The sequence below is a fragment of the Streptomyces sp. NPDC045955 genome (assembly GCF_056430805.1).
In genome coordinates this window covers 423,562-439,504 of record NZ_JBWKKY010000001.1, presented here as the reverse complement: position 1 = coordinate 439,504, position 15,943 = coordinate 423,562, and the positions used below count along the sequence as shown (strand labels likewise).

Genomic DNA, 15,943 nt, shown 5'->3' with positions numbered 1-15,943 from the left:
CGAGTGGCCGTCGCCGGACGCGCTTGTGGCGTTCGGGCCACGGGACGCGCGGACCCGAGTGTCTGAGCCGGGGGAGGGGCGGGGCCGCTCCTAGGCTCTCGGCACCAGCCACTCGAAGGAGCCCGCGCATGAGCGTCCGCGTCCAGCCGATCACCCGTGACGAGCATCTCGCGTTCGTCGCGGCCCGCCCCTCCGCCAGCCACACGCAGATCCCGTCCTGGGGCGAGGTGAAGCCCGACTGGCGGGCGGAGAGCCTCGGCTGGTTCGACGGGGCCGGGCAGCTCGTCGGCGCGGGACTGGTGCTGCTGCGCCCGCTGCCCGGGCCGAGGCTGCCCGGACTGCCGCGGTACCTGGCGTACCTGCCGGAGGGGCCGCTCATCGACTGGCACGAGCCCGGCCTGGAACGTCTGCTGGAGCCGATGGTCGCGCACCTCGGGAGCCGGGGCGCGTTCGCGGTGCGGATGGGCCCGCCGGTCGTGGTGCGCCGCTGGAGCGCCGAGGCGGTCAAGGCGGCGATCGCGGACCCGGCCGCCCGGCGCCTGCACGACGTGCGGGCGACGTCGTTCGAACCGCGGGCCGGCCAGGTCGCGGACACCCTGCGCCGCCTGGGCTGGCGGCAGACCGAACCCGGCGGCGAGGACGGCTTCGCCGCGGGTCAGCCCCGGTACGTCTTCCAGGTGCCGCTGGCCGGACGGTCGCTGGAGGACATCCGCGGCGGCCTGAACCAGCAGTGGCGGCGCAACATCACCAAAGCGGAGAAAGCCGGCGTGAAGGTCGTACGCGGCGGCTACGAGGATCTGCCGGCCTTCCACGAGCTGTACTGCGAGACCGCCGAGCGGGACCGTTTCATCCCGCGCCCGCTGCCCTACTTCCAGCGCATGTGGAGCGCGCTCACCGCCGAGCACCCGGACCGGATGCGGCTCTACCTCGCCCACCACGACGGCGAGGTGCTGGCCGGAGCGACGATGCTGACCGTCGGCGACCACGTCTGGTACTCCTACGGCGCCTCCACCAGCCGGCGGCGCGAGGTCCAGCCGAGCAGTGCCGTGCAGTGGCGCATGATGACGGACGCCCATGAACTCGGCGCCGCCGTCTACGACCTGCGCGGCATCACCGACACGCTGGAGGAGTCCAGCCACCTGCTGGGCCTGCTCCGGTTCAAGGTGGGCACGGGCGGCGAGGCCGTCGAGTACCTCGGCGAGTGGGACTTCCCGATCAACCGGCTGCTGCACAAGGCGCTGAGCCTGTACCTGGCCCGCCGCCGATAGCTCAGCCGGAACGATTCCCAGACAGTGGCATAAGCGGTTTACGCGCCTGACCGAGTCCATTACTCTGGACTTCAGGGTACATCGTGATGCACGTGAGCGTGCAAGACGGTGCACCTGTGAAGTCGAGTACGCAGCCGAGCCGAGCACAGGACCGCCCGTGACCACTCCGGACACCGCCACCACACCCCAGTCCGCGACGACCGACACCGGCGCACCGGCCGCAGGGCCGGGCAGGCTGGGCTCCCTCGGGCCGGTGGGCCTGGTGTTCGCGGGCGGGATCTCGGTGCAGTTCGGCGGCGCGCTGGCGGTGATGCTGATGCCGAGGGCGGGCGCCCTCGGGGTGGTGGCGCTGCGGCTGCTCGTGGCGGCGGCCGTCCTGCTGCTGGTCTGCCGGCCGCGACTGCGCGGCCACTCGCGCACCGACTGGGGCACGGTCATCGTCTTCGGTATCACCATGGCCGCGATGAACGGCCTCTTCTACCAGGCCGTCGCCCGCATCCCGCTGGGCCCCGCGGTCACCCTGGAGGTTCTCGGGCCGCTCGCCCTCTCGGTGCTGGCGTCCCGCCGCGCGATCAACGTCGTCTGGGCGGCGCTCGCCCTCGCCGGTGTCTTCCTCCTCGGCGGCGGAGGCTTCAGCGGCCTCGACCCCACAGGAGCGGCCTTCGCCCTGGGCGCCGGCGCCATGTGGGCGGCCTACATCATCTTCAGCGCCCGTACGGGACGCCGCTTCCCGCAGGCGGACGGCCTGGCCCTGGCCATGGCCGTGGGGGCGGTGTTGTTCCTGCCGCTGGGCATCGCCGAGTCGGGCACCAAGCTGCTCGACCCGGTGACGCTGGGCCTGGGCGCGGCGGTGGCCCTGCTCTCCTCGGTCCTGCCCTACACCCTCGAACTCCTCGCCCTGCGCCGTCTGCCCGCCTCCACCTTCGCGATCCTCATGAGCCTGGAACCGGCCATCGCCGCGACGGCCGGCTTCCTCCTCCTCGACCAGGCCCTGACCGCCATGGAGGCCGCCGCGATCGCCCTCGTCATCGTGGCGAGCATGGGAGCGGTACGGACCCAGGTCGGGCGCGGACGCGGCGGCGGCCGCCGGAAGACGGCGGCGCTGGAGGGTACGGGGCTGGAGGGCTAGGGGGACGCGTTCACTGCGGCCGGCACGCGCGCGCCACGCGGAATCCGACGTCGTCGATCCGGAACGTCGGATGGCTGCGGCGCCGTACGGAGGCACGGCAGCTCCAGTGCTCGTCGGCCCAGCCGCCGCCCCGCAGCACCCGGTAGCTGCCGTAGACCTCGGCGTCGTAGACGTCCCAGCACCACTCCCAGACATTGCCCAGCATGTCGTGGAGGCCCCACGCGTTGGGCCGCTTGCCGCCCACGGGGCGGATCCGCTCCTGTGAGGTGCCGCGATACCAGGCGATCTCGTCGAGCCGCCCGTACCGCGGCCCGCTGCCGCCGGCCCGGCAGGCGTGCTCCCACTCGGCCTCGGTCGGCAGCCGGTACCCGTCACCGGAGGCGTCCCGGTCGACCGACTCCGAGTCGTCGCACAGACGGTACACCGGTGTCAGCCCCTCCGCCCGGGACAGGGCGTTGCAGAACCGGACCGCGTCCCACCACGACACGCCCTCGACGGGCAGCCGCTCACCGCGGGCGGCACTCGGCCGCTCACCGGTGACCCGGGCGTACCAGGCCTGGGTGACCGGCACCGCCGACATCCGGAACGACGCGACGTCGACCGCCCAACTCCGCTGCGTCCGCCGGTCGGACAGCGTCACGCGCCCTGGCGGGACGGCCACCATCTCGATCCCCATGTCCACGTCGGCGCCCATGCGAGCCACCCTAACGGCGGTGCGTTCGCCGTCGTGAAATTTCCGCGCGGACACCGGAGTTGGCCTGGTCATGACTCAAGGCCCCGCACCCCGCCCGCTGTCCGAGGAAGCCCTCTCGGACCTGCTCGGCAAGCAGCAGTTCGGCACGCTCGCCACCGTCAAGCGCAACGGCCGGCCCCATCTGACCACCATGGTCTACGGCTGGGACCCCGAGGCCCGGATCGTGCGGTTCTCGACGACGGCCGACCGCGTCAAGGTCAGGCAGCTGCGGCACAATCCGCGCGCGGCGCTGCATGTGCAGGGCGGTGACGTGTGGTCGTTCGCCGTCGCGGAGGGCGAGGCGGAGGTGTCCGACGTCACGACGGTTCCCGGCGACGAGGTCGGGCGGGAGCTGCTCGGGATCATCCCGGAGGAGGCCAGGCCGCAGGACGAAGGCGCGTTCCTGGAGCAGTTGGTGGCCGAACGGCGCGTGGTCGTCCGGTTGCACGTGGACCGGCTGTACGGGACGGCGCTCGACGTCGACGGCTGAGGTCTGCGGAGACTGGGCGTGAGTCCGCCGGCACATTTTCATGCAAGCACGCTTGATTGTTTCTGGCTCCGCTGCCATGCTCCTCGGCACGCCGCACCGCCCTGCACCACCTCCGCACACCGCCGTGCCCCGAGGGGAGCGCCCGTGTCCGATCCGACGACGTCCGTGATCGACGACCTGCGCGAGGAGAGCGAGGAACTCGACCGCCTCGTCGCCGGGCTGAGCGCACCGAGCTGGACGCTCCCCACCCCCGCGCCCGGCTGGACCGTCGCCCACCAGATCGCCCACCTCGCCTGGACGGACCGTTCGGCCCTGCTCGCCGTCACGGACGCCGACGGCTTCGAGGCCCTGGTCGAGAAGGCCCTCGCCGCACCGGGCTCCTTCGTCGACGAGGGCGCCGAGGAGGACGCCGGACTCCCGCCCACCGACCTGCTCGCGCGGTGGCGTGACGGCCGTACGGCGCTGGACGAGGCGCTGCGGGCCGCCCCGCCCAAGGCGCGCTTCCCCTGGTACGGCCCACCCATGTCGGCCGCCTCCATGGCGACGGCCCGTCTCATGGAGACCTGGGCCCACGGACAGGATGTGGCTGACGCACTCGGTGTGGTGCGCCCACCCACCGACCGACTGCGGCATGTGGCCTGGCTCGGGGTGCGCACACGGGACTTCGCCTACGGCGTGCACGGGCTGACTCCGCCGGCCGATTCCTTCCGCGTCGAACTCCAGGCCCCCTCCGGCGACTTGTGGGCGTACGGCCCCGAGGACGCCCCGCAACGCGTCACCGGGCCCGCCCTCGACTTCTGCCTCCTGGTCACCCAGCGCGCCCACCGCGCCGATCTCGCCCTGCGCGCCGAGGGCCCCGACGCCGACCGCTGGCTGGACATCGCCCAGGCCTTCGCGGGGCCGCCGGGCACCGGGCGCCCTGCGCGGAGGGCCGCACAGTGACCCTCCGCATCGGCAACGCCTCCGGCTTCTACGGCGACCGCTTCGACGCCCTGCGCGAGATGCTCACGGGCGGCGACCTGGACGTCCTCACCGGCGACTATCTCGCCGAGCTGACGATGCTCATCCTCGGCCGGGACCGGCTGAAGGACCCGGGCGCCGGATACGCCCGTACGTTCCTGCGGCAGCTGGAGGACTGCCTCGGGCTCGCCCACGAGCGGGGCGTGCGGATCGTCACCAACGCCGGCGGGCTCAACCCGGCCGGACTGGCCGACGCCGTACGGCACTTGGCCGACAGGCTCGGCATCCCCGTGCGCGTCGCACATGTGGAGGGCGACGACCTCACCGCCGCCCACCCCGGCAGTCTCGCCGCCCACGCCTACCTCGGCGGCTTCGGGATCGCGGCCTGTCTGCGGGCCGGCGCCGACGTCGTCGTCACCGGGCGGGTGACGGACGCGGCACTCGTCACCGGGCCGGCCGCCGCCCACTTCGGGTGGCAGGAGACGGACCACGACCGGCTGGCGGGGGCCGTCGTCGCCGGGCACGTGCTGGAGTGCGGGGCGCAGGCCACCGGCGGCAACTACGCCTTCTTCCGGGACGGCGACGTCCGCCGGCCCGGCTTCCCGCTCGCCGAGCTCCACGACGACGGCAGCTGCGTCATCACCAAGCACCCCGGCACCGGCGGCTTCGTCGACGTCGGCACGGTCACCGCCCAGTTGCTGTACGAGACGGCCGGGGCCCGGTACGCGGGGCCGGACGTCACCGCCCGGCTCGACACCGTGCGGCTCGCCCAGGACGGACCCGACCGGGTGCGGATCGAGGGGGCGCGAGGGGAGGCGCCGCCGCCCACCCTCAAGGTCGGGCTCAACAGGCTCGGCGGCTTCCGCAACGAGGTCGTCTTCGTGCTCACCGGCCTCGACATCGAGGCCAAGGCCGCCCTGGTGCGGGAGCAGATGGAACCGGCCCTGGGCAAGGCCGCCGAGGTGCGCTGGGAGCTGGTCCGCACCGACCGGGCCGACGCCCCGAGCCAGGAGACGGCGAGCGCGTTGCTGCGGCTGGTCGTGCGGGACCCGGACCAGCAGACCGTGGGCCGTGCGCTGAGCGGGGCCGCGGTGGAGCTGGCGCTGGCGAGCTACCCCGGGTTCCATGTGCTGGCACCACCGGGGAAGGGCGAGCCCTATGGGGTCTTCGAGGAGGTGTACGTCCCCCATGGTGCCGTCGACCATGTGGCCGTCCTCTATGACGGGCGCCGGGTCCCCGTGCCGCCGGCCCGCGACACCGCCGTACTCGACGAGGTCCCGCAGCCGCACCTGCCCGAGCCGCTGCCGCCCGGGCCCGCCCGGCGCGCCCCGCTCGGTCTCGTCGCCGGCGCCCGCAGCGGCGACAAGGGCGGCAACGCCAACGTCGGTGTGTGGGCCCGCACGGACGAGGCCTGGCGCTGGCTCGCGCACGAGCTGACAACCGACCGGTTCCGGGAGCTGATCCCCGAGAGCCGGCCGCTGGTGGTCACCCGGCACGTCCTGCCCAACCTCCGCGCCCTCAACTTCGTCATCGAGGGCATCCTCGGCGCGGGCGCCGCCGACCGGCACCGCTTCGACCCGCAGGCCAAGGCCCTCGGCGAATGGCTGCGCTCCCGCCACCTGGACATACCGGAGGCTCTCCTGTGACCGTCTTGACCTCCACGCTCGACCCGAGCGGCCCCGAGTACCGGGCCAACCGCGAGACCATGCTCGCCAAGCTCACCGAACTCGACGCCGAGCACGCCAAGGCCCTCGCGGGCGGCGGCGAGAAATACGTCGAGCGGCACCGAAGGCGCGGCAAACTGCTCGCCCGCGAACGCATCGAGCTGCTCCTCGACCCCGACACACCGTTTTTGGAGCTGTCCCCGCTGGCCGCCTGGGGCAGCGACCACACCGTGGGCGCGTCCCTCGTCACCGGCATCGGTGTCGTCGAGGGAGTGGAGTGCCTGATCACGGCCAACGACCCGACCGTACGCGGGGGTGCGAGCAACCCGTGGTCGCTCAAGAAGGCCCTGCGCGCCAACGACATCGCGCTCACCAACCGGCTGCCCTGCATCAGCCTGGTGGAGTCCGGCGGCGCCGACCTGCCGTCGCAGAAGGAGATCTTCATCCCCGGGGGTGCCATCTTCCGGGACCTGACCCGGCTGTCCGCCGCCGGCATCCCCACCCTCGCGGTCGTCTTCGGCAACTCCACGGCCGGAGGCGCCTACATCCCCGGCATGTCCGACCACGTGATCATGGTCAAGGAGCGGGCGAAGGTGTTCCTCGGCGGTCCGCCGCTGGTGAAGATGGCCACGGGGGAGGAGAGCGACGACGAGTCCCTGGGCGGCGCCGGGATGCACGCGCGCGTGTCGGGCCTCGCCGACTACTTCGCCGTCGACGAGCAGGACGCGCTCCGGCAGGCCCGCCGCGTGATCGCCCGCCTCAACCACCGCAAGGCGTACGGCGATCCGGGCCCGGCAGAGCCCCCCAAGTACGACGCCGACGAACTCCTCGGCATCGTCCCCGGCGACCTCAAGAGCCCGTTCGACCCGCGCGAGGTCATCGCCCGCGTCGTCGACGCCTCCGACTTCGACGAGTTCAAGCCGCTGTACGGGACGAGCCTGACCACCGGCTGGGCCGCGCTCCACGGCTATCCGATCGGCATCCTGGCCAACGCCCAAGGCGTCCTCTTCAGCGAGGAGTCCCAGAAGGCCGCCCAGTTCATCCAGCTCGCCAACCAGCGCGACATCCCGCTGCTCTTCCTGCACAACACCACCGGCTACATGGTGGGCAAGGAGTACGAGCAGGGCGGCATCATCAAGCACGGCGCGATGATGATCAACGCGGTCAGCAACAGCCGCGTCCCGCACCTCTCGGTCCTCATGGGCGCCTCCTACGGCGCCGGCCACTACGGCATGTGCGGCCGGGCCTACGACCCGCGCTTCCTCTTCGCCTGGCCCAGCGCCAAGTCGGCCGTGATGGGCCCGCAGCAGCTCGCGGGCGTGCTGTCGATCGTCGCCCGCCAGTCGGCCGCCGCGAAGGGACAGCCGTACGACGAGGAGGCGGACGCCGCGCTGCGCGCCATGGTCGAGCAGCAGATCGAGTCCGAGTCGCTGCCGATGTTCCTGTCCGGGCGGCTGTACGACGACGGGGTCATCGACCCGCGCGACACCCGCACCGTCCTCGGCCTGTGCCTCTCCGCCATCCACACCGCCCCCTACGAGGGCGCGCGCGGCGGCTTCGGCGTCTTCCGGATGTGAGGAAACCTTCCGTGATCACTTCTGTGCTGGTCGCCAACCGGGGCGAGATAGCCTGCCGCGTCTTCCGCACCTGCCACGAGCTCGGCATCCGCACGGTCGCCGTGCACTCGGACGCCGACGAGAACGCCCTCCACGCGCGCGTGGCCGACGCGGGCGTACGACTTCCGGGGGCCGCGCCCGCCGACACCTATCTGCGCGGCGACCTGATCGTGAAGGCGGCCCTCGCGGCCGGAGCGGACGCCGTGCACCCCGGCTACGGCTTCCTCTCCGAGAACGCCGGCTTCGCCCGGGCCGTCCTGGACGCCGGCCTGGTCTGGATCGGCCCGCCCCCGGACGCCATCGCGGCGATGGCGTCCAAGACCCGCGCCAAACGGCTCATGGGGCTGAAGCCGCTCACCCACGTCACCGAGGCCGACCTCCCGGTCCTGGTGAAGGCGGCGGCGGGCGGCGGCGGACGCGGCATGCGCGTCGTACGGCACCTGGCGGACCTGGACACCGAACTGGCCGCCGCACGGGCCGAGGCGGAGAGCGCCTTCGGCGACGGCGAGGTCTTCGTCGAGCCGTACGTGGAGAACGGCCGCCATGTCGAGGTGCAGATCCTCGCCGACACCCACGGCACCGTCTGGCCGCTCGGCACCCGCGACTGCTCCCTCCAGCGCCGCCACCAGAAGGTCGTCGAGGAGGCCCCGGCACCCGGACTCTCCGAGGAACTCCAGGAGGAGCTGAGCGCCCTCGCCGTACGGGCCGCCCGAGCCGTCGACTACGTGGGGGCCGGCACGGTCGAGTTCCTCGTCGCCGACGGCAGGGCCCACTTCCTGGAGATGAACACCCGCCTCCAGGTGGAACACCCCGTGACGGAAGCCGTGTTCGGCCTCGACCTGGTCGCCGAACAGATCCGCATCGCCGAGGGCCATCGGCTCGACAGCACCCCGCCACGCGCGCGTGGCCACGCCGTGGAGGCCCGCCTCTACGCCGAGGACCCGTCCCGCGACTGGTCCCCCCAGACCGGCCGCCTGCACCGCCTCGCCCTGCCCGAGGGCATCCGCCTCGACACCGGCCACACCGACGGCGACGACATCGGCGTCCACTACGACCCCATGCTCGCCAAGGCCGTGGCCCACGCCCCCACGCGCACGGAGGCCGTCCGCAAGCTCGCCTCCGCCCTGGAACGGGCCGTCATCCACGGCCCCGTCACCAACCGCGACCTCCTGGTCCGCTCCCTGCGCCACCCGGAGTTCGCCGCCGCCCGCATGGACACCGGCTTCTACGATCGCCACCTGCCGCACCTGACCGCCCCGTCCCCCGACCCGCACGCCCCCCTGGCCGCCGCCCTCGCCGACGCCCAGGGCCGCTCCCGCTTCGGCGGCTGGCGCAACGTCCCCTCACAACCGCAGACCAAGCGCTACGCCATGGCCGGGCAGGAACACGAGGTCCACTACCGGCACACGCGCACGGGCCTGGAAGCGGACGGCGTACGGGTGGTGCACGCCGACGCGCAGCTCGTCGTCCTCGAAGTGGACGGAGTACGCCGCACGTTCGAGGTGACGCACTACGGCGACCAGGTCTACGTCAACTCCACCGCGCTGACGGTCCTGCCCCGCTTCCCCGACCCGACGACCCAGCACGCCCCCGGCTCCCTCCTGGCCCCCATGCCGGGCACGGTCGTCCGAGTGGCCGACGGCCTGGCCGCAGGAACTCCCGTGAAGGCGGGTGATCCCCTCCTCTGGCTGGAGGCGATGAAGATGCAGCACAAGATCACGGCACCGGTCACGGGAACGCTGACCGCGTTGCCGGTAGCACTCGGACAACAGGTGGAGCCGGGCGTAGTGCTGGCGGTTGTGTCGGAAACCTAAGGGGCGCGGGGCCGCATTGAATATGCGGCTCCGCCGCGTGGGCGCGACCAGCCACGTACGGCCCGCACCCGAAAGGACACCCATGGACACCGAAGACCACAAGGCCCTAAGAGAAGCCGTCTCAGCCCTGGGCAAACGCCACGGCCGCGGATCCGACACCACCCAACTCTGGTCAGAAGCAGGCAAACTAGGCTACCTCGGCGTCAACCTGCCGGAGGCATACGGCGGCGGAGGCGGCGGCATCTCCGAACTCTCCATCGTCCTCGAAGAACTCGGCACGGCCGGCTGCCCCCTCCTCATGATGATCGTGTCACCGGCGATCTGCGGCACAGTGATAGCCCGCTTCGGCACGGACGCCCAGAAACAACAGTGGCTCCCGGCCCTGGCGGACGGCTCCCGCCTCATGGCCTTCGGCATCACGGAACCCGACGCCGGCTCCAACAGCCACCGCATCACGACCACCGCACGCCGCGACCAGGACACCGGAGACTGGATCCTCACCGGCCGCAAGGTCTTCATCTCCGGCGTCGACCTCGCGGACGCGACCCTCATCGTCGGCCGCACGGAGGACGCCCGCACCGGCCGCCTCAAGCCCTGCCTGTTCATCGTCCCGCGCGACGCACCCGGCTTCACCCGCCGCCCCATCGACATGGAACTGGCCGCCGCGGAGAAGCAGTTCGAGCTGACACTGGACGACGTACGGCTGCCCGCCGACGCACTCGTCGGCGATGAGGACGCGGGGCTCCTCCAGCTCTTCGCCGGCCTCAACCCCGAGCGCATCATGACGGCCGCCTTCGCGATCGGCATGGGCCGTCACGCCCTCGCGAAAGCCGTGGAGTACGCCCGCGACCGGCAGGTCTGGGACACCCCCATCGGCGCCCACCAGGCGATCGCCCACCCCCTGGCCCAGGCCCACATCGACCTCGAACTCGCGCGCCTGATGATGCAGAAGGCGGCCCGTCTCTACGACGCCGGCGACGACCTGGGCGCCGGCGAGGCCGCCAACATGGCGAAGTACGCGGCGGGGGAGGCCTGTGTGAAGGCCGTGGACCAGGCCGTGCACACCCTCGGCGGCAACGGCCTCACCCGCGAGTTCGGTCTGGCCTCGCTGATAACGGCCGCGCGCGTGGCTCGTATTGCCCCGGTGAGCCGGGAGATGATTCTCAACTACGTCTCCCACCAGACCCTGGGCCTGCCCAAGTCGTACTGAGACGGCCCGCGCGCGAGGAGGAACCATGTTCCGCAGCGAGTACGCAGACGTCCCGCCCGTCGACCTGCCCATCCACGACGCGGTCCTGGCCCGGGCCGCGGAGTTCGGCGACATCCCGGCGCTGATCGACGGCACCGACGGCACCACCCTCTCGTACGAGCAGGTGGACCGGTTCCACCGGCGCGTCGCCGCCGCCCTCGCCGAGGCCGGGGTCCGCAAGGGCGATGTCCTCGCCCTGCACAGCCCCAACACCATCGCCTTCCCGACCGCGTTCTACGCCGCCACGCGCGCGGGAGCCACCGTCACCACCGTGCACCCGCTCGCCACGGCCCAGGAGTTCGCCAAGCAGCTGACGGACTGCGCGGCCCGCTGGATCATCACCGTCTCACCGCTGCTGGACATCGCCCGCCGGGCCGCCGAACTCGCGGGCGGCGTACACGAGATCTTCGTGTGCGACAGCGCGACCGGACACCGCTCCCTGATCGACATGCTGGCCTGTGCCGCTCCCGAGCCGCAGGTCGCCATCGACCCCGTGGAGGACGTGGCGGCCCTGCCGTACTCCTCCGGGACCACCGGCACGCCCAAGGGCGTGATGCTCACGCATCGGCAGATCGCCACCAACCTCGCCCAGCTCAGCCCTGCGATACCCGCGGGCCCGGGCGACCGTGTCCTGGCGGTTCTGCCCTTCTTCCACATCTACGGCCTCACGGCCCTGATGAACGCGCCCCTGCGGCAGGGCGCCACCGTCGTCGTCCTGCCCCGCTTCGACCTGGAGCAGTTCCTCGCGGCCATCCAGAACCACCGCATCACCGCCCTGTACGTGGCCCCGCCGATCGTGCTCGCCCTCGCCAAGCACCCGGCCGTCGCGCAGTACGACCTGTCGTCGCTGAAGTACGTCATCAGCGCCGCCGCACCTCTGGACGCCCGCCTCGCCGCCGCCTGCGCCGAGCGGCTGGGCCTGCCCGTCGGCCAGGCCTACGGCATGACGGAACTGTCGCCCGGCACGCACGTCGTGCCCCTCGACGCGATGAGCGACGCACCGCCCGGCACCGTCGGCAAGCTCATCGCAGGCACCGAGATGCGCATCGTCTCCCTCGACGACCCCGGCAAGGACCTGCCCGCCGGCGAGTCCGGCGAGATCCTCATCCGCGGCCCCCAGGTCATGAAGGGCTACCTGGGCCGCCCCGACGCCACGACCGCGATGATCGACACCGACGGCTGGCTGCACACCGGCGACGTGGGGCACGTGGACGGTGGGGGCGCCTCCCGCTCGAGCGAAGCCGAGAGTGGGGGAGGGTGGCTGTTCGTCGTCGACCGCGTCAAGGAACTCATCAAGTACAAGGGCTTCCAGGTGGCCCCCGCCGAGCTGGAGGCCCTGCTGCTCACCCACCCGGGCATCGCCGACGCCGCCGTCATCGGCGCGTACGACGACGACGGCAACGAGAGCCCGCACGCGTACGTGGTCCGCCGGCCGGACCGCACCGACCTGTCCGAGGCGGAGATCATGATGTACGTCGCCGAGCGCGTGGCCCCCTACAAGAGGATCCGGCACGTCACCTTCATCGACGGCGTCCCCCGGGCGGCCTCCGGCAAGATCCTCCGCCGGAAGCTCAGGGAGCGCGCATGACCCTGATCGGCAGGGTACGCGCGCGTGCCGTGGAAACCCTCACCCTCGACTCGCCCCACACCCGCAACGCCCTGTCGGCGGCCCTCGTCGGCGAACTGGCCGAGGCGCTCGCGGACGCCGGCCGGGACCCCGGTGTCCGCGCGGTCGTCCTCACCCACACCGGCAACACCTTCAGCGCCGGCGCGGACCTCAAGGACCCGCCGCCCCCCGAGGCGCTGGTCGCCCTGCTCCGCCGGATCATCGACCTGCCCAAGCCGGTGGTCGCCCGGGTCACCGGCCACGTCCGCGCGGGCGGCCTCGGCCTGCTGGCCGCCTGCGACATCGCCGCCGCCTCCACCGGGGCCACCTTCGCCTTCACGGAGGTCCGCATCGGCGTCGCCCCCGCGGTCATCTCCCTGCCGCTGCTGCCGCGCACCGACCCGCGCGCCCTGTCCCGCTACTACCTCACCGGCGAACGCTTCGGTGCCGCGGAGGCCACCGCGACCGGCCTGCTCACCACCCACGCCGACGACGTGGACACCGCACTGGCCCCCATCCTCGACGGTCTGCGCAGATCCGCCCCCGACGCCCTGGCCGAGACGAAACGGCTGCTCACGACTAGGGTGCTGGAAGCCTTCGACCGGGACGCGGCAGGCCTGACCGCGCTCTCGGCCCGGCTGTTCTCCTCCCCGCAGGCCCGCGAGGGGATGACGGCCTTCCTCGAGCGACGGGATCCGGTATGGGTGGTGTGAGGACATGGGCGGTGTGAGCACGGTCGACCGCGCGGAGCGCGTCCCCAAGCAGGACCGCAGCCGGGCCACCCGGCAGCGGCTCCTGGAAGCCGCCGTGTCCTGCCTCGCCGAACACGGCTGGGCCGGATCCACCGTCTCCGTCGTCGCCGAACGCGCCGGTGTCTCCCGCGGGGCGGCCCAGCACCACTTCCCGACCCGCGAGGACCTCTTCACGGCGGCCGTCGAGTACGTCGCCGAGGAACGCTCCACGGCCCTGCGCGCCCTGTTCCCCGAGGGCGCGGCCGGAGACCGGCACGCGGTCGTCGCGGCCCTGGTCGACCTCTACACCGGACCGCTGTTCCGCGCGGCCCTCCACCTCTGGGTGGCCGCCTCCAACGAGGACCAGCTCCGCGCCCGCGTCACCGAACTCGAATCCCGCGTGGGCCGCGAGACCCACCGCATAGCCGTCGACCTGCTGTCCGCCGACGAATCCCTCCCCGGCGTCCGCGAGACCGTCCAGGGCCTCCTCGACATGGCCCGCGGCCTGGGCCTGGCCAACCTCCTCACGGACGACGCGGCCCGCCGGGAACGCGTGGTCGAGCAGTGGGCGGGGCTGCTGGAGGGGGCGCTGGGCCGCCGCTAGGGGTGTCCGCCCGGGGATGTCCGCTCAGGGACTGAGCCGCTCCACGCGCCAGCTCCCGTCGGCCCGCTCCACGTACCGCAACCGGTCGTGCAGCCGGTTCTCGCGGCCCTGCCAGAACTCCACCGTCTGCGGGGCCACCCGGAACCCGCCCCAGTGTGGGGGCACGGGGACCTGCTCGCCCTCGGGGTAGCGGGCGGCCAGTTCGGCGTACGCGCCGTCGATGTCCGCGCGGGTGGCGATCACCGAGGACTGGGCGCTGGCCCACGCCCCGAGCTGGGAGCCGTGCGGCCGTGTCCGGAAGTACGCCGCCGTCTCGTCCCGCCCGGTACGCCGCGCGACCCCGGTCACGATGACCTGCCGGGCCATCGGATGCCAGGGGAACAGCAGCGAGACGTACGGGTTCTCCGCCAGGTCACGGGCCTTGCGGGAGTCGTAGTTCGTGTAGAAGACGAAGCCCTGTTCGTCGAAGTGCTTCAGCAGCACCGTGCGGGAGCTGGGCCGGCCCTCGGCGTCGGCCGTAGAGACGATCATGGCGTTGGGCTCGAACAGCCCGCCGTCCGTCGCGGCCTGTTTGAACCAGCGCGCGAACTGCTCGACGGGGGTGGCGGCCAGCTCGTTCTCGGAGAGGCCCTCGGCCCGGTACTGCTTGCGCATCGAGGCCAGGTCGAAGGGGACGGCGTCGCGGTCGGTCACCCGGTCATCTTGCCGTATGGACGGTGTCCTTCGTCACTGCCTGGCACTGAGTGCCGTGAACCCTCCCCAACGGTGGCACTCGGGGATATCGTTTCCGTGCCGTTCCGGTTGGGTGACCGCCAGCCGCACGGGGCATCACAGGGGAGACCGGCCAGGACCGCGAGTCGCCGCACACGACCGTGGATCCTCCGGACGGCCGCCCGCTGCGCAAGCCGACTGACACATGGTTCGTTCGCTCCACCCCACATCACACCATCTGTCGCTTACATCACGAGGAGCCGCCTGATGTCCGACTTCGTACCCGGGCTCGAGGGAGTCGTCGCGTTCGAGACGGAGATCGCCGAACCGGACAAGGAGGGCGGCGCCCTGCGTTATCGGGGCGTCGACATCGAGGACCTCGTCGGGCACGTCTCCTTCGGCAACGTCTGGGGCCTGCTCGTCGACGGCGCTTTCAATCCGGGCCTGCCGCCCGCCGAGCCGTTCCCCATCCCCGTCCACTCCGGCGACATCCGCGTCGACGTCCAGTCGGCCCTGGCCATGCTCGCGCCCGTCTGGGGCATGAAGCCCCTCCTGGACATCGACGCCGAGGAGGCCCGCGAGGACCTCGCCCGGGCGGCCGTCATGGCCCTGTCCTACGTCGCCCAGTCGGCCCGCGGCCAGGGCCTGCCGATGGTCCCGCAGCGCGAGATCGACAAGGCCCACTCGGTCGTCGAGCGCTTCATGATCCGCTGGCGCGGCGAGCCGGACCCCAAGCACGTGGCGGCGGTGGACGCGTACTGGACGAGCGCCGCGGAACACGGCATGAACGCGTCCACCTTCACGGCCCGCGTGATCGCCTCGACCGGCGCGGACGTGGCGGCGGCCCTGTCAGGAGCGGTCGGCGCGATGTCGGGCCCCCTCCACGGCGGCGCCCCCTCCCGCGTCCTCGGCATGATCGAGGAGATCGAACGCACGGGAGACGCCGAGGCCTACGTCAAGAACGCGCTCGACAAGGGCGAACGCCTCATGGGCTTCGGACACCGCGTCTACCGCGCCGAGGACCCCCGCGCCCGCGTCCTGCGCCGCACCGCCCGCGAACTCGGCGCCCCCCGCTTCGAGGTCGCCGAGGCCCTGGAGAAGGCGGCCCTGGCGGAACTCCACGCCCGCCGCCCCGACCGGGTCCTGGCCACCAACGTCGAGTTCTGGGCCGCCATCGTCCTGGACTTCGCCGAGGTCCCCGCCCACATGTTCACCTCGATGTTCACCTGCGCCCGCACAGCCGGCTGGTCCGCCCACATCCTCGAACAGAAGCGCACGGGCCGCCTGGTCCGGCCCTCGGCCCGCTACACGGGCCCCGGCTCCCGCAACCCACGCGAGATCGAGGGCTACGAGGACATCGCCCACTGA

General features: G+C 72.4%; 14 protein-coding genes. 12 read left to right on the top strand and 2 right to left on the bottom strand.

The window, feature by feature from the left end:
- The first annotated feature begins 128 nt into the window (after positions 1 to 128).
- Together AC07F0_RS02005 and AC07F0_RS02000 are read left to right on the top strand one after the other, a co-directional pair.
- Positions 129 to 1,268 (top strand): lipid II:glycine glycyltransferase FemX, encoded by a 1,140-nt coding sequence (locus AC07F0_RS02005; protein WP_478973009.1) that lies wholly within the window; start codon positions 129 to 131, stop codon positions 1,266 to 1,268.
- A gap of 157 nt (positions 1,269 to 1,425) precedes the next feature.
- Entirely contained in the window at positions 1,426 to 2,397 is a 972-nt protein-coding gene (locus tag AC07F0_RS02000; protein ID WP_478973006.1) for an EamA family transporter, read from the top strand.
- Positions 2,398 to 2,407: 10 nt separating this feature from the next.
- Here AC07F0_RS02000 and AC07F0_RS01995 read toward each other — a convergent pair whose 3' ends face one another.
- Entirely contained in the window at positions 2,408 to 3,091 is a 684-nt protein-coding gene (locus tag AC07F0_RS01995) for a formylglycine-generating enzyme family protein (protein ID WP_478973003.1), read from the bottom strand.
- A gap of 70 nt (positions 3,092 to 3,161) precedes the next feature.
- Here AC07F0_RS01995 and AC07F0_RS01990 point away from each other — a divergent pair, with 70 nt between their 5' ends.
- The 9 genes from AC07F0_RS01990 (at position 3,162) to AC07F0_RS01950 (ending at position 13,864) form a co-directional block, all read left to right on the top strand.
- Positions 3,162 to 3,620, top strand: coding sequence for a pyridoxamine 5'-phosphate oxidase family protein (locus AC07F0_RS01990; protein ID WP_478973001.1), 459 nt, complete (start codon positions 3,162 to 3,164; stop codon positions 3,618 to 3,620).
- A 144-nt stretch (positions 3,621 to 3,764) separates the two neighbouring features.
- Entirely contained in the window at positions 3,765 to 4,562 is a 798-nt protein-coding gene (locus AC07F0_RS01985; protein WP_478972998.1) for a TIGR03084 family metal-binding protein, read from the top strand.
- Positions 4,559 to 6,226, top strand: a complete 1,668-nt coding sequence (locus AC07F0_RS01980) for an acyclic terpene utilization AtuA family protein (RefSeq protein WP_478972995.1) — start codon at positions 4,559 to 4,561, stop codon at positions 6,224 to 6,226. Before AC07F0_RS01985 ends, AC07F0_RS01980 begins: the two co-directional genes overlap by 4 nt.
- A complete protein-coding gene (locus tag AC07F0_RS01975; protein ID WP_478972992.1) occupies positions 6,223 to 7,821 on the top strand; it encodes an acyl-CoA carboxylase subunit beta in 1,599 nt (532 codons plus the stop codon). The genes AC07F0_RS01980 and AC07F0_RS01975 overlap by 4 nt, the downstream gene beginning before the upstream one ends.
- An 11-nt stretch (positions 7,822 to 7,832) precedes the next feature.
- A complete protein-coding gene (locus AC07F0_RS01970; RefSeq protein WP_478972989.1) occupies positions 7,833 to 9,674 on the top strand; it encodes an acetyl/propionyl/methylcrotonyl-CoA carboxylase subunit alpha in 1,842 nt (613 codons plus the stop codon).
- Between the two features lie 82 nt (positions 9,675 to 9,756).
- Positions 9,757 to 10,884 (top strand): acyl-CoA dehydrogenase family protein, encoded by a 1,128-nt coding sequence (locus AC07F0_RS01965; protein ID WP_478972986.1) that lies wholly within the window; start codon positions 9,757 to 9,759, stop codon positions 10,882 to 10,884.
- A gap of 25 nt (positions 10,885 to 10,909) precedes the next feature.
- A complete protein-coding gene (locus AC07F0_RS01960; protein WP_478972983.1) occupies positions 10,910 to 12,511 on the top strand; it encodes a 4-coumarate--CoA ligase family protein in 1,602 nt (533 codons plus the stop codon).
- The gene (locus AC07F0_RS01955; RefSeq protein ID WP_478972980.1) at positions 12,508 to 13,242 is read left to right on the top strand and encodes an enoyl-CoA hydratase family protein; all 735 of its coding nucleotides are present in this window, start codon (positions 12,508 to 12,510) and stop codon (positions 13,240 to 13,242) included. The genes AC07F0_RS01960 and AC07F0_RS01955 overlap by 4 nt, the downstream gene beginning before the upstream one ends.
- Positions 13,243 to 13,246: 4 nt before the next feature.
- The gene (locus tag AC07F0_RS01950) at positions 13,247 to 13,864 is read left to right on the top strand and encodes a TetR/AcrR family transcriptional regulator (protein ID WP_478972977.1); all 618 of its coding nucleotides are present in this window, start codon (positions 13,247 to 13,249) and stop codon (positions 13,862 to 13,864) included.
- A 24-nt stretch (positions 13,865 to 13,888) separates the two neighbouring features.
- Here AC07F0_RS01950 and pdxH read toward each other — a convergent pair whose 3' ends face one another.
- Entirely contained in the window at positions 13,889 to 14,557 is a 669-nt protein-coding gene (pdxH, locus tag AC07F0_RS01945; RefSeq protein WP_010035799.1) for a pyridoxamine 5'-phosphate oxidase, read from the bottom strand.
- 285 nt (positions 14,558 to 14,842) lie between these two features.
- On the opposite strand from pdxH, the gene AC07F0_RS01940 reads away from it, so the two are divergent.
- Entirely contained in the window at positions 14,843 to 15,943 is a 1,101-nt protein-coding gene (locus AC07F0_RS01940) for a citrate synthase 2 (protein WP_478972974.1), read from the top strand.

Bases quoted from the DNA above. Each gene is read 5' to 3' on its own strand.
- AC07F0_RS02005 (WP_478973009.1), top strand. From the start codon at position 129: ATGAGCGTCCGCGTCCAGCCGATCACCCGTGACGAGCATCTCGCGTTC.
- AC07F0_RS01995 (WP_478973003.1), bottom strand. From the start codon at position 3,091: ATGGGCGCCGACGTGGACATGGGGATCGAGATGGTGGCCGTCCCGCCA.
- AC07F0_RS01990 (WP_478973001.1), top strand. From the start codon at position 3,162: ATGACTCAAGGCCCCGCACCCCGCCCGCTGTCCGAGGAAGCCCTCTCG.
- AC07F0_RS01965 (WP_478972986.1), top strand. From the start codon at position 9,757: ATGGACACCGAAGACCACAAGGCCCTAAGAGAAGCCGTCTCAGCCCTG.
- AC07F0_RS01960 (WP_478972983.1), top strand. From the start codon at position 10,910: ATGTTCCGCAGCGAGTACGCAGACGTCCCGCCCGTCGACCTGCCCATC.
- AC07F0_RS01955 (WP_478972980.1), top strand. From the start codon at position 12,508: ATGACCCTGATCGGCAGGGTACGCGCGCGTGCCGTGGAAACCCTCACC.
- AC07F0_RS01950 (WP_478972977.1), top strand. From the start codon at position 13,247: ATGGGCGGTGTGAGCACGGTCGACCGCGCGGAGCGCGTCCCCAAGCAG.
- AC07F0_RS01940 (WP_478972974.1), top strand. From the start codon at position 14,843: ATGTCCGACTTCGTACCCGGGCTCGAGGGAGTCGTCGCGTTCGAGACG.